The sequence below is a fragment of the Desulfobulbus rhabdoformis genome (assembly GCF_016919065.1).
Classification (GTDB): Bacteria; Desulfobacterota; Desulfobulbia; order Desulfobulbales; family Desulfobulbaceae; genus Desulfobulbus; species Desulfobulbus rhabdoformis.
Genome location: NZ_JAFFQA010000047.1, coordinates 24,250 through 38,117 on the forward strand (window position 1 = coordinate 24,250; position 13,868 = coordinate 38,117).

The 13,868-nt window shown below is 48.4% G+C and carries 11 protein-coding genes; 5 read left to right on the forward strand and 6 right to left on the reverse strand.

The window, feature by feature from the left end; all coding sequences use genetic code 11:
* The first annotated feature begins 55 nt into the window (after positions 1 to 55).
* Together JWJ90_RS18850 and JWJ90_RS18855 are read left to right on the forward strand one after the other, a co-directional pair.
* Positions 56 to 802, forward strand: coding sequence for an SAM-dependent methyltransferase (locus tag JWJ90_RS18850; protein WP_205228787.1), 747 nt, complete (start codon positions 56 to 58; stop codon positions 800 to 802).
* Between the two features lie 356 nt (positions 803 to 1,158).
* A complete protein-coding gene (locus tag JWJ90_RS18855) occupies positions 1,159 to 3,084 on the forward strand; it encodes a hybrid sensor histidine kinase/response regulator (protein WP_205228788.1) in 1,926 nt (641 codons plus the stop codon).
* 312 nt (positions 3,085 to 3,396) lie between these two features.
* On the opposite strand, the gene JWJ90_RS18860 is transcribed toward JWJ90_RS18855, so the two are convergent.
* The 6 genes from JWJ90_RS18860 to JWJ90_RS18885 are packed head-to-tail and all read right to left on the reverse strand — an operon-like array spanning position 3,397 to position 9,730.
* Positions 3,397 to 5,685 (reverse strand): tetratricopeptide repeat protein, encoded by a 2,289-nt coding sequence (locus JWJ90_RS18860; RefSeq protein WP_205228789.1) that lies wholly within the window; start codon positions 5,683 to 5,685, stop codon positions 3,397 to 3,399.
* Between the two features lie 50 nt (positions 5,686 to 5,735).
* A complete protein-coding gene (locus JWJ90_RS18865; RefSeq protein WP_205228790.1) occupies positions 5,736 to 6,464 on the reverse strand; it encodes an energy transducer TonB in 729 nt (242 codons plus the stop codon).
* 1 nt (position 6,465) lies between these two features.
* Positions 6,466 to 6,897, reverse strand: coding sequence for an ExbD/TolR family protein (locus JWJ90_RS18870; RefSeq protein WP_205228791.1), 432 nt, complete (start codon positions 6,895 to 6,897; stop codon positions 6,466 to 6,468).
* The gene (locus JWJ90_RS18875; protein WP_205228792.1) at positions 6,894 to 7,511 is read right to left on the reverse strand and encodes a MotA/TolQ/ExbB proton channel family protein; all 618 of its coding nucleotides are present in this window, start codon (positions 7,509 to 7,511) and stop codon (positions 6,894 to 6,896) included. The genes JWJ90_RS18870 and JWJ90_RS18875 overlap by 4 nt, the downstream gene beginning before the upstream one ends.
* Positions 7,512 to 7,514: 3 nt before the next feature.
* The gene (locus tag JWJ90_RS18880; protein WP_205228793.1) at positions 7,515 to 8,915 is read right to left on the reverse strand and encodes a DUF3450 family protein; all 1,401 of its coding nucleotides are present in this window, start codon (positions 8,913 to 8,915) and stop codon (positions 7,515 to 7,517) included.
* A complete protein-coding gene (locus JWJ90_RS18885; protein ID WP_338032347.1) occupies positions 8,912 to 9,730 on the reverse strand; it encodes a DUF3450 domain-containing protein in 819 nt (272 codons plus the stop codon). The genes JWJ90_RS18880 and JWJ90_RS18885 overlap by 4 nt, the downstream gene beginning before the upstream one ends.
* Before the next feature lie 700 nt (positions 9,731 to 10,430).
* Here JWJ90_RS18885 and JWJ90_RS18890 point away from each other — a divergent pair.
* The 3 genes from JWJ90_RS18890 to JWJ90_RS18900 all read left to right on the forward strand — a co-directional run bounded on the left by JWJ90_RS18890 (position 10,431) and on the right by JWJ90_RS18900 (position 13,732).
* Positions 10,431 to 11,447 carry a methyltransferase gene (locus JWJ90_RS18890; RefSeq protein WP_205228795.1) on the forward strand — a complete coding sequence of 339 codons (1,017 nt, stop codon included), beginning with the start codon at positions 10,431 to 10,433 and terminating at the stop codon, positions 11,445 to 11,447.
* A gap of 52 nt (positions 11,448 to 11,499) precedes the next feature.
* A complete protein-coding gene (locus JWJ90_RS18895) occupies positions 11,500 to 12,450 on the forward strand; it encodes a helix-turn-helix transcriptional regulator (protein ID WP_205228796.1) in 951 nt (316 codons plus the stop codon).
* A 130-nt stretch (positions 12,451 to 12,580) separates the two neighbouring features.
* Entirely contained in the window at positions 12,581 to 13,732 is a 1,152-nt protein-coding gene (locus JWJ90_RS18900; protein ID WP_205228797.1) for a TonB-dependent receptor, read from the forward strand.
* The last annotated feature ends 136 nt before the right edge of the window (positions 13,733 to 13,868 follow it).

Consider the following 13,868-nt stretch of genomic DNA (forward strand, 5'->3'; position numbering starts at 1 on the left):
GTTTACTGCATCCAGTCTCCCTCCCGATTCTTTATCCTTAAGAGAATTTTCTGCAATGGACATCCCGCGAATATTCAACATCACTGAAAGTGCTCATCGCATCCACAACCCAATAACACCTGAAAAGCTTGCCACTCTCGGCCTAGCGCTTCGTCTGGAGCCAGGGACTCGAATGCTTGACCTCGGCAGCGGTTCAGGAGAAATGCTATGCACCTGGGCGCGCGATCACGACATCATCGGCACTGGTATCGACATGAGCCAGTTGTTTACCCGGCAAGCGAGGCTCCGGGCTGAAGAACTTGGCGTCGATGAACGAGTCGAGTTCATCCATGGCGATGCTGCGGGGTATGTATCCGCCGAGAAGGTCGATGTGGCAGCTTGTGTCGGCGCCACTTGGATTGGTGGGGGAATTTCTGGAACTCTAGAACTTCTTTCCCGCAGTCTACGAGCCAAAGGGATTATACTCATCGGTGAACCCTACTGGCGGAAATTTCCACAAACGGAAGATGTTGCCAAGGGGTGTCTTGCCAACTCAATCTCCGACTTTCTCATGCTTCCAGATCTTCTCGCGTCTTTCGGCCAGCTTGGTTACGACGTGGTTGAAATGGTTCTGGCTGACCAAGATGGTTGGGACAGATACGAAGCAGCCAAATGGCTTACCATGCGCCGCTGGCTTGAAGCCAACCCCGATGACGAGTTTGCGAAAGTTGTTCGAACTCAACTGACCTCGGAGCCAGAGCGCTACTCCGCTTATACCCGTGAATACCTGGGATGGGGGGTGTTTGCTCTGATGCCTCGGTAACGCCTGCGAATTATCAACGGTCGTGTCGCGCGACAGATACGACCTAGCGCATGTTATTTCTGAAGATCATGCCTCTTCGGTTCAGAACAAAAAGAGAAGAGGTGACAAATTCATTCTTTGATCGCCTTGCTCACCTGAAAAATGTTCCTGCCTTAGCGATGAAGCGTGAAGGGAAGCAGGATAGACGAATTATCTCCGACACTCGTTGGATAAACACAGGGGGCAGTTTTGGCTTTCCTACTGAATGACAATTTTGAAATTGCTTGACGGATATTTCTTTTAATAGGAGGATAGGTAAAATTACCTAGTGCGGTAATCTCTATTTTGGGGAGCGGAAAATCTAATACGGGGACATCATGAGAAACCTGAACGATGGTTTAACGATGGAGGAGAACCAGGAATGCAAACTGGCCAAGTATTGCCTGGATAACGCATCGATTTGCATCTTTCGAGCAAATCAGGAGGGCCGCATCGTTTATGCGAACCGTTACGCTTGTGATGCACTCGGATATTCCCATTCTGAACTGTTGCAATTATCGGTCTTTGACATTGACTCTAGTGCTAGGCCGGAAATTTGGGCCGCCATGTGGCAGAAGTTATGTGAAGAAGGTTCCGTTACTGCCGAGAGCGAACATATACGAAAAGATGGGTCCGTTTTTCCAATAGATATAACCGTAACATTGATTGAAATTGATGACCAACTCTTCTCGATGGCCATCACAAAAGATATCAGCGAACGAAAGCAGCTTGATGATTTCTTGCACCTGTTTCAGTTCATATTCGATAAAGCTCCGCTCAGCATTTATCTTATAAAAGATGGGGGAGAGATCGCTTTCGTCAACGAATACGCCAGCCGCTCTTTAGGATATACCAAAGAAGAAATCTCCAGGATGAGCGTAGCGGATATTGATCGGGGATATCCAGCAGGTGGGGCCGAACAAATTTGGACCAGGCAGAAGCAGACAAGACTTCTGGAAACCTTTGAAACCGTGCATCGAAAAAAAGATGGCACCGAATTTCCTATAGAGATTAACGGGATAGCATTGGAATTCAATGGCAGCCTGTACAGCGTTTCCTTTTGCCAAGACATTTCCGAAAGGAAAAGGGCCGAAGAAGAAAGGCTTAAAATGGAATTGCATTTGCGCGAGTCTCAAAAGATGGAGTCACTGGGGACGTTAGCCGGTGGAATAGCCCATGATTTCAACAATATTTTGGGCGCAATCGTAGGCTATGCAGAGTTAACTCGTATTCAATGCCAAGAAGATTCGAAGCTTGAAAACTATGTCTCTCAAATTTCCAGGGCAGGCAATCGCGCGGCGGAATTGGTGAAACAAATTTTATGGTTCAGCCGTCAGGGACTTGAGGAGAAAAAACCGCTTGAAACAAGCCGCGTTTTCAAGGAAGCTTTGAAGCTTATCGAGGCCACTTTGCCCGCAAATATTGAAATTATAACAAAAATTTCACCTGATCTTCCTGCTATATTGGGCAATGAAACGCAGATACATCAAATTGTCATGAATCTTTGCACTAACGCCTACCATGCCATGAAGAAATCGAGCGGCACATTGGGGGTCAGCCTTATTGCGGTAACTATTCAGGAGCACGACATCAGCAGCTTTCCTGATGTAACTCCCGGCAATTATATCAATCTTTTGGTCAGCGATGATGGTTGCGGTATTCCACCGGAAGTAATGAATCGGATTTTTGAACCGTATTTTACGACAAAGGCCGTGGGAGAAGGAACTGGACTCGGATTGTCAACCGTGCATGGCATTGTCAAGAACCACGGTGGCTACATTCAAGCCCAGAGTGAGGTAGGATTCGGAACAACCTTTAATCTGTTATTCCCTGTTGCTGAGTCTGAGGCAGTCATTGAAACGAGTGAAAAAGATTTGCTTCCAACGGGAAATGAAACCATCCTCTTGGTTGATGACGAAAAAGCATTGATTGATCTCGGACGAGATCTGCTGGAGAGGCTAGGGTACCGGGTGGAAACTAGGGCAAGTTCCATTGATGCCATCGAGGCATTTAAGGTCAATCCGCAGAAATACGACCTCATTCTCAGCGACATAACCATGCCCAAAATGACAGGGGATGAGTTGGCGCGGCACATAAAAGCTATTCAACCGGACATACCTATCATTTTATGCAGTGGCTTCAGTAATCGAATTGACGAGCTAACCTTGGAAATTCTTGGCGTAAATGCCATACTTATGAAGCCAATAATTTATTCAGAATTGGCCTATACCATTCGTCAGGTTCTGGATAAACACCGTCAATGATATGCGGTTTTGCCTGGATACCCATCTCGTCCCTTGATTCGGTAATTCTCAGCCGAAACAGTTGACAGAGGTGAGCCCACGTTTGAGCACCATTTGTACCTCTTTAGGGTGTCTTGAATAATTAGATTTTTCAATCAAGGCCAGATAAGCGCAGACTTCGAGGATTGCGCAAAATTTTACCGCAGGCATATATATGATATCGGAGTCTTCGCTTACCTCTGAGGATAAAATTTTAAGCATGACGAGGTAAGCGTCAGACTCCGGGAGATTGGCAGAAAAAGCAATTATTCAAGATGCCCTTCAAGCCCCCCTTTATTTGGGTGTATTAGCAAATACCTTCTTTTGTTCCTGAACTTTCTCGATATACGCAAGGTTCTCCATTGCGGCCTGGACCTGCCCTTCCTTTCCTTTGCCAGAGGCGATGACCGCCCCAAAACTTCCAGCTGCACGCTCGTACAGTTTTTTCTTCATGGCTGAATAGGCTGCTTTCATTAGAATGTCTGGGTTCACCTCTGGACTGAGATCGGCTGCCTGCTCATAGGAATTGCAGCTTTCCTCATAGCGGTGCAGGGCATAGTAGATATCTCCAAGAGCCTCTATGTTTTCAACAGTCTTTTCCTGTGCAGCCATCTTAAGAGCAGTCTTGAGAGCTTCATCATACAGCCTGCCGCTCTGGTAGATATCCACCAGGTGTCCCAGCTGTTCGGTGGTCGGGTTCCTGCCGATGGTGCGGGTATAAAAACGGGCTGATTGTTGAGGAACACCGGCAAGGAGGTATAACCTACTGAGATCCTCTACGTGCTTCTTTTCATCTGGCTCAAAATGACGAACAATTTCCTTGGCGGCAACCGCATCCACATAATCACCCTGTTGCAGGGCAAACCAGACCGCCAGTTTCCAGGACTTGACCTGGGACGGGTACCTTGCCAGTGTCCGAGCCAGTACTTTCTTCGCCTCTTGTGTCTTACCCAACTCGACACAGTTTTTGACCAGCGAACTCATCCATGAGTATTTGGGTTCCTTGTCCGCAACCAGGATCTTTAACAATGGATACGACTTTCCCGGTTCCTGCAGGCTCAGCCAGAGCACCACTCCGCGATAGCGCAGTTGATTGGAGACTTCTTTACCAGCAAGGTTGGTCCGTTGCATAACAGATCTGGCTTCCCGTTCTCGGTTTGCATCCAGAAGAACAGATGCCAGGTCTACCAGCCACACTTGCTCGACCTTTTTAGCGGCAACACTCTTTTTTAACAGCGCAATGGTCTTGTTCAGCTTGCCTTCAACCCGCCACAGCATACCGGCCCGGTGATAGAGTTTCCCCTCGCCGGAGATATTTGCCGCACGCTCCATATAGGTGGCACCCTTGACATAATTTTCCTTGAGCAACCACGCATTGGACAGGGCCACCAACCACTGTTTTTTGGGTTTTTGCAGATCAGCCAGAGGGCTAAGCAGTTTTATTGCACGCTCAGCCTGCTTGAGCTGAAGTCTCAACGTACCGGCCTGGTAGATATGGTCAGGTTTCTTACTGATGGATGCGGCTTTTTCCATGGCATTGGCAGCCTTTGCTATCTTATCCTTCATCAACCAGGCTTGCGCTATGGCCACAAACCAATCAGCCTTAGGAGGTTGGACGCTTGCAAGGCGGAGGAGAGGTTGTAACGCCTTGTCCGGCTTTTCGGCTTGCAGCCACAGCACCCCGCAGTTGTAGAGGTACCCTGGAGCGGGTTCGATCTCTATGACACGCTCAAAGGTAAGCGCGGCATTGGCATGTTGGTTGAGTGTGTTGTAAACGGCGGCCAGGAGCAGAAGCCAGTTCTTCTCCGGGGTCTTTTTTTTTGTCAGGATCTTAAGCAGAGGAAGAGCTCGTTTAGGTTTTTCCAGCTCATTCCACAGATAGGAGGCATGAAAGAGCAGTTCCGGGTTGTTTTGCACTCTGGCGGCTTTCTCCATAGCCTCTGCCGTCTCCTTCGTCTTCTTTAAAGCCTGAAGCGCTTCGGATAAACCAAGCAGCCATTCCTCTTTGGGAGTTTTTCTTTTGCTTAATCTTTGCAGGATGACCAGAGCCTTTTTAGGTTTTTCAGCTTCCAGCCAGAGCATAGCGCTTTGATAGAGGAGATCATCATCCTTTGATAATTGAACGGCCTTATCCATGGCTAAGGCACTGTGCAGCATTGCCTGAATCCTCTTGTTTTTCTCCTGCCGTTTCCCTTTGGAGTACCTGCTGCCGCTCTCCTGCCAGGCGAGGGAGAGGAGGTGCCAACCATCTTTATACCTGGGGGCAATCTCCACGGTTTTTTTCAGGTTGGTGATTGCATCATTGGTGTGTCCCGCCTTATATGCAAAATACCCCAGTTCATAATAAAGAAGAGGATGGGTCTCTGCAGGATGCGCAGATGCATAGGCGTTAAGTACGGCTTGAGCCTTTCTAAATTGCCCTTTATCAGAAAGCGATTCCGCCTTGCCAAGCGCTGTGTGCAATGCCGGAGGCGGCTCTTTAAATTCCTTGATGCCGTTTTTTAAATCATGGGCATGAACCAAAGAGTGCAGTGCAAAAAAAGCCCCTATGGAGAACCCTAGCAATCGTAGGAGTGGGTGCATTTGTCGGTATCGCTTTTTCGGTTTCTGTATAATATTGAATAATTTCACGTCTAATCCAGCTTGAATTGAATAGTGGTCTCAACCCAGGTCTCCACCGCACGACCATCCTTGATTGCCGGTTTGAATTTCCAGTTCTTCACCGTTTTCTGTACCGCCTGATCAAATTCCCCTGGCGGTTTTGATTCAAGGATCTTGAACATCTCGGCCCTGCCGGATTTATTGACCAGAAATCGAATGCGAACAGCGCCCTCAACGCCTAACCGCTTGGCCCTGTATGGATACATGGGCTGGGTTGTGGCCACGGCTTGGGGCATCTTATCCACTTCATCTGGATTGAACCGGGTTTGTGGAGGCCCATGTTTGGGCAGGCCTGGCAGGGGGGCCTTACGCAGCGTCCTGGTATAATTCTGGGCGGAAATTTTCACTCCTTTCACACCCAGGCCGGTCAGGCTTGGCATTTGAACTCTGTTCTCATACCCGGTTGTCAAAGATTCATACGAGGTCTGTGGTGGCTCGATCTCCGGCATGGCCATCTCCGGTGGCTCGATCTCCGGTGGCTCCGGTTCTTCTGGCTCAGGAGGTGGTTCCGGTTCCTCTTCCAGCTCCTCAGTCTCCAGTTGTTCTTCTTGCATGGCAATAAGCCGTACCTTGTCCAGACTGAGCCGTTCTGCATCAAAAGAGGTTTGTCGCAGGAGTGTGGGGGCAAGAGCAAGTATCAAGAGGCCTGCAATAAAGCCAGCTGCCGTCAGCAGGCTGTTTCTGAAAAATAGCCCTTTCATATCATGTCTTCGGCTTGGTGGCTGAAACGGCAATATTCTCAGCACCGGCTAGGCGGCACTGGTCCAGCACTGCGATCAGTTTGGAAGTAGGGCAGTCGCCATCCGCATCGATGATCACACCGCCGTCAGAATTTTCCGTGAGAAAGATTTCAACCAACCCTCGAACCCTTCTGAGTTCAACAGCGTCCCGATTGATGAAGACACTCCCTTCAGGGGTAATGCCGATGATCATACCTGTGGCTTCTTTCATCTCTGCAGAAGCCGCCTCCGGACGGTTGACCTCAACCCCGGATTCTTTGACAAAACTTGCGGTTACCAGAAAGAAGATCAACAGGATAAAGATCATGTCGATCAAGGGCATCATGTCTATTTCAACGTCAGATCGGTCGAGTTCCAGCCCGAAGGCCCCTCTGGATGATCCTATCTTATTCATATTTCACATTCCTTTTCCAACCATTGCACAATCCCACGCTGAAAAACGAGAAGATCCCGCTGGATATTGTTGGCCTTTTTTTTCAGTACCTGACCGATAAAAATCCCCGGTATGGCCACCAGCAGCCCCGCCTGGGTCGTAATCATCGCTTCCCGAATACCGGATGCCATGGCCTGCGCATTGCCCATGCCATACATACCGATGACCTTGAAGGTCTCAACCATCCCGGACACCGTTCCAAACAAACCAAGCAGTGGAGCAACCGCAGCCAGGATAATGATGGTTGGAATATATTTCTGGATCGCTCCGGTTTGCTTTCTGATAGCCGCATCAAGCAGCAATTTATCGGCATTCCGGTTATGGGAACGGGTACCATTGCAGTTGGCCATAAATTGATTGATCGCTTGAGCCCGGGGGCTGTTTGAGGGGATCGCTCTCCCGGATTGTAAGCAAGTCATTGCTTCACTCAGAGGCAACTGATTTCGGCTCGTCCTCCATACCCAATCCGCTTTCATGACAATCAACCCCCAGAGCCAGCCGGATACGAGAAAGATGGGGATCATCACCGGTCCGCCAATCTCTATCAGTATCCAAAGGTTTTTAAGTATTTCCATGGGTTATGCTCGAATGCCATTCTGCTTTAAGAGAGCTCCCATCAGGGCGATCCCTTTTTCTTCCATATCGCGGGCCAGGTTTTTCACCCTGCCGCCAAGAAAAGAGGCAACCATCATGATGGGGATGGCCACGGCAAGGCCAACCTGGGTTGTTACCATGGCCTCGGAGATGCCGCCTGCCATGAGCCTGGGGTCACCGGTACCGTGGGTGGTGATAACCTGAAAGGTATTGATCATCCCGGTAACCGTGCCGAGCAAGCCCAGAAGCGGTGCCACCGCGGCCAGCACCTTGAGTGCTCCGATAAATCGCTCAAGCCTGGGGATCTGGGTCAGGATGGCCTCGGACATGACACTCTCAATGATTTCCTGCTTCTCGTTTTTATGCTCAAGCCCGGCCATGAGGACTTTGCCTGTGGGCCTGTTCTTGTGTGGCTGGGTCGTTTCCAGTGCTGCATCAAAATCACCTCGGAAAACCAGCTCTGTTACCTTGGTCATCAGGGCATCGGTATTGGAGCGAACCTTGGAGAGAAAAAACACCCGTTCAAGAGCGATGATTACTGCAGCGAGCCCCACCAGCAGGATCGGGATGACCAGCACCCCGCCACTTTTCAGCCGGTCTTTAAGGGTGGTTTTTCTGGAAAGCTGACTAATGGCAACCCCACCGGAAATGTCCACGGGGGTTACGTTTTGTTCCTGGGCATAAAAGGAGTTGATAGCCCTGGAGGTAAAAAATCCCGGATCACCGCTCATAAGCAGTCGCTTGGAACCAGGACTGAAGGTGAGAAAGCCGTTGTTTTCATCTGTTACGAACAGAGCTCCCATATGACCAAATCGTATAATATCTGCCATCCGGTCTTCACCGCTGCGATCAAGAACCTTGCCCTGGTATCGAACATTATGCTTCCCCACTTCGATATCATCAAAATACATATCAAGCAGATGGGTCATGTCTTCCAAATCAAAGACCCGCTTACTGGTAATGTAGTGGTTCAGGTGATCCAGCCGTTTGGATTCCTGGCTTGAATAGGGAGAGCGTTCTGCTAGGCTGAGAAAGTTGCGGATATGGTCGAGAAAGATGTTGTCCAGCTCTTCCTTGCTGGCCAGGCGGGTGGAGATCTCATGTTGTAGCTTGTCCCTCTCCTCAGCCAGGGTTTTCACCTCTGCCTTGTCCGTATCCAGAAGCGTCTGCTCTGTGGTTACATCGTTGTTGAGGAGAGAAATTTTACGCAAGAGCTGCTGACGTTTTTGCTCAATCTGACTGTTCTGTTTTCTCTGTTCCGAGACAGCCTGGTTGTGTCGTTTACTCGCATCTCCGGCAGCGGTGTTGATATTCTGGGCAGCCATGCTTGTCCCGCAGAAGAGCAGGAGGGAGAAAACCCCCAGAGAAATTTTTTGAAAGATCATTGTGCTGCCGCCCCCTGTCGCTCTAGTGTAGTTGGCTGCGCAAGCGGTAATTTGCTTAAGCCAACCAGTCGGATTCCTTCCGCCATCTCGATAGCTTCATGGATGGATGCGATGTCCTCTTCTATTGCCGTCCATTTTGAGGTGGGGACATCCCACTGATACGCTTTTTCGCTGTCCAGGGTCATGGCGTAGAGGCCTACCCGGCCCACCTGGAGCATCTTTACTCTTCGCCCCTTTCCATTGATCTCAATTTCATCCTCCTGCACCTTGACCTGGTGACCAAGATCCACCTCACGCGCTGTAGCGTCGAGAACTACCCTGGTTTTATCCAGCAGGCCCATGTCATAATCATTGAGGACCGTCCTGGCATGATGGAGGAATTTACGCCGTTGTGTGAGGTCGCATGGTCTGTCTGTGTCGACGACAGTCTGGAGTTTTTCCAGGTTTTTTTCCAGGATTGGCAGGAGCTCCATGTTTACCGCTTTCATGGCCTCGGCCCGTTCCTTGAGCCCGATTATTTTTTCACTCAGGTCATCTTTGTATATAGAAAGTTTCTTCCGCTGCCACCGGGTATGATCCAGCAGGTGCTCCAGATCCTCAATTTCCTCAAGAAGTCGATGCTCTTCCTCAACCCAGGACTCGAGGTTAGCCTGGGATGTAATGGATACTTCAACTGCTTTTTCAGAGGTGTCATGTACCTCTGTTGCACTGGCGGCTAAGGATATCTGCGGCATAAGCAGCACCCCGAAGCACAGTGTCAATGACAATAAATCCTGTAAAAAAAGATAGGATTTGCCTGGTTGTTTATTTTTCACCCTTTCACCTCTTCGTTTTCAAAAACTACTTTGGTAATACAGCCCTGCCATATATTAGAGAAACAATTCTCCAGCTGTTCACGAATCCACTCTCGCCGTTCATGGCTTTCAAACTGATCGATGAGAATATCAACCTCGGTTATCCGGGGGGGACATTGGTCCGTAGGAGTTTCGTTAAAAATAGTCGCCCTCACTGTGTGCCTCTCCCTGCAGCTTATTCCTCCCCCCCCATTTACGCATTCTCCCTCATCTCCACGATGTGATGCACCGTTGGCCAAAACGAACCCTATTAAATTCAATAGAGAAAAATTCGGCTAACACCAGCGTCCAAATTATTAACACCGCCGTCCATGTTTAATTAAAACTAAATGAATAAACTTTGCAGTAATTTTTTTGAAGTTTCTTAAAATGTTTGACGACCCTTATTCTGTAAGGTAGTCTCCAGTTCCTGCACAGCTTGCTTTGGGGGAGTGTTTCGAGATGTTGCCTGTCCTGAAGAAGTGGAAGATTTAAACCTGAATTGGTGACGGCGTGTGATCAGTGCGCAGCAGATTCAGGTTATAGGTTTCTCTGCAAACAGATCACGTTCATTTGTTGGCACTATTTCGATGGGCTCGCACCGAAGAGTGACCCGTTCTTTGTTCATTCCTGGGGCTGACTTTTAGCCGGTACTATTGAAACAATATTGAAAGGTGAACCTATGCAATTACCCGATCTCGCAATAACGCCGAAAAAGCTTTTTGATTTTCTTTACGGAACAACAAAATCATGGATCCTCATTACTGCGGTGGAGTTTAAAATATTCAACCTGACGGTTGAAAAGAAAACAGCGCGTGAGATTGCCGTATCCCTGCAAACCCACGAGGCGAACACCAGGCTTTTTTTAGATGCCCTTTGCGCCGTGGATCTTCTTGAAAAGGAAAACGGAACCTACCGCAATACGGAATTGTCCAACACCTTCCTGATGGAGGAGAAGGAATGCTATCTCGGTGACTTCCTACTGCTTGCCGAACAGTGGAATTTTCAGACCAGGAAGGAAATGGGCGATGCTTTAAAAAACGGCCCTGTACCCCAGTCGGAAAAATTGGATGACGTGGAAAAGATGTTTGCGCCTCATGTGAAAACTATGAGAAATGCAGCCCGAAGCGGGGTCGCGCAGATGGTGTCCAGGGAGATCGGTAAATTGCCGGAGTTTACCGGAATGAAGAAAATGCTTGAACTCGGTGGAGCCCACGGGATGGATAGCATAGCCATAACCGGCAAACATCCATCCTTGAAAAGCGTTGTCTTTGATAAACCAGCGGTCGTCGAAGTGACCAGGGAAATTATTGCCGAATATAATATGGAAGGAAGGGTCAGCGTCATAGGGGGGGACTATGCCACCGATCCCATAGGTAGTGAGTATGACCTTATTTATGCCAAAGCGACACTCTCCTTTTTCAAGGATAATTTTCAGCCTTTATTCGCAAAGATTTATGCAGCCCTGAAGCCTGGGGGGATTTTTGTGTCCATTCATGACGGCCTCACCGACGAATGCACCAAGCCGGAGGATATGGTCGTCAGTTGGCTACCAACCGGACTGGCCTGCCGCGATTTATCGCTGGAGCGGGATAGTATTCCCGATGCCATGCTCCATGTTGGGTTTACAACAGTGAAAATAACCCCCCTGCCGTTTGCCATGGGCGACTCCATGGATATGTGCATCGGGAAAAAATAGATGAGGCTGGGCCCGTTTTCCAAGGTGAACATATTCAGGATATCGTAAACGGATGCAAAAAAATCAATTCGCTGCCCCCACACCAACGGCAACGCCCAATACGTTCAGGATAGATCTTCCCCCGGCATGGGGACAGGGGAAGATCATTATAAACCTCTTTGATTCAGGCCTGAAATTACTCGTAGTACAGGCAGCATTAGAACAGCCGGTGCAGACACAACAGATGATTGCCGAATCCATGGTTGGATTCGGCTTTTGTTTGCACGGAAGGTTTGACGCCTCTTCTGATACTGCAGTGTCTCCTTTTACTATACAAGCCGGGGATACCGGATTTTTTGCCTTCCCGCAACACGCAGAGATTACGGAAAATTTGGCAACCGGTCATCTGCTCAGGGTATACCTGATGCTGGAAGGGAAAATGTTATCTTCTTTTGCGCAAGGGGAAGAAGATTTTTACACCCTTGTCTTCAAAAAACTGGAGAAGCAGCGGGCCAGCCGCGTTCTTCATCCCATCACCCCCTTGATGCAGGCGGTCTTGCATCAGATTCTCCATTGCCCCTATTGCGGCAAGACCAAACAGCTTTATCTGGAAAGTAAAGCCATGGAATTGCTTTCCCACAAATTGGAGCAGATTCATCCTTCCCCCGTTCTTCCTGACAATGCATTAAAACGTGACGATTATGACCGGGTTCTTCATGCAGCCGAAATTCTTGTAAGCAATGTTGAAGAACCGCCGGATGTACAGCAATTGGCACGTTTAGTGGGCATGAGCCGAAGCAAACTGCACCGTTGCTTCCGTAGGGTTTACGATATCTCTCCGTTTGAGTACTTGCGCAATCATCGTCTGCAAACGGCCATGCTGCTTCTGCAAAGCGGGGAGACCAATGTCACGGAAGCTGCATTCCGTGTCGGTTACTCCAACCTGAGCTACTTTTCCAAGGCTTTTAAGATTATGTTTGGAGTAGCGCCCGGAGAACTGTTGCATAATTCCGCCTCTGATTGATCTTTTTTTGAGGCAACAGCGTTAAGAATTGAGACTTCCGCGTTAGGCATTCTTTATTTTTTCCATTATCTTCGCCATGCCTAAATTTTTATGTATTTCTCTGAAAAATAGAATGAGAAGAGGAGACAGTATGCAAACGTGGCGCAGAAAATTGTATGGAGGGGTTATGCTTTGCATGGTTCCAACCCTCTGTTATGCAGAAAAAGAGGATACAGCGGTATTGGAGACCATGACGGTCACGGCCCAGAAGCAGGAAGAAAACGTACAGGATGTACCGATTGCCATCAGTGCATTTGATGGAGTTGACCTTGAAGATAAAATGGTCGATAGCCTGGATGATATTGCAAAATACACCCCCGGGCTAACCATCATCAACTATGGGGCGCCAGTAAAATATGCCCCCTCCATCCGCGGATTGTATGCTGATTATGGTACACGAACCACTGCGGCCGGATTGTTTGTTGACGGTGTGCCAGTGACAGACGGTACAGGGTTTGATGAAACGCTCATGGATATTGAGCGTGTAGAGATACTCAAGGGGCCTCAGGGAACACTTTACGGGAAAAACACTGAAGTAGGTGCGGTGATTATTACTACCAAAAAGCCGTCAAATGAGACGAGGGCACGTATTACCGCTGGGCTTGGAGAAGATTATAAACGCAGCCTGGCCGCCACCGCAAGTGGCGCACTCATTCAGGACAAGCTCTATCTGGGACTCTCCGGTAAGCATTATGAAAAGGACGGGTTTGTTGAAAACACGGTTACCGGCGAGCCGGTTGACGACCGGGAGCATAATTATGGGAAGATACATCTTCGTCTGACTCCAACCGAAAATCTGGAAGCATCCCTGATTTCTTCTTTTATGCAGTACGATAATGGAGGCAACTCCTCCGGGCTTACCAAAACCAGGGGCAGAACGGTCAGTAACGATTTGGATACGTTTAACAAATCTTCAGTCTGGATGAATGCATTAAATATTGCTTATACGGTGAACGATAATCTCGCTTTAACCTCCGTAACCGCATATAGAGATTTTAATGAGTATCTGGCCAATGATTTTGATTACACCAATGACCCAAGTCAACAGTTTCATGTCTTTGCTGATTCCACTTATGAATCACTTTCCCAGGAATTAAGGGCAAATTATGAAGTCGGCCGGATTAATCTGGTTACAGGAACAGCAATTCCCGGTGCAGCCGCAAACCCAGTAATAGCAGACAAAATGTATTCAGCTTTCGTAAACTTTTATAAAAATTATCGGGTAAATCTAAATTTATCTTGACATATTAACGAGTTAGCGATTTTCGCCTTTTTGTAAGAAAAACAGTAACTTACAAGGAGGCGTCATGGCGAATCAAATTACAACCATCGTAAAAACACGCAAGAGAGATATCGCACGGATGGAAAAGATTACCATA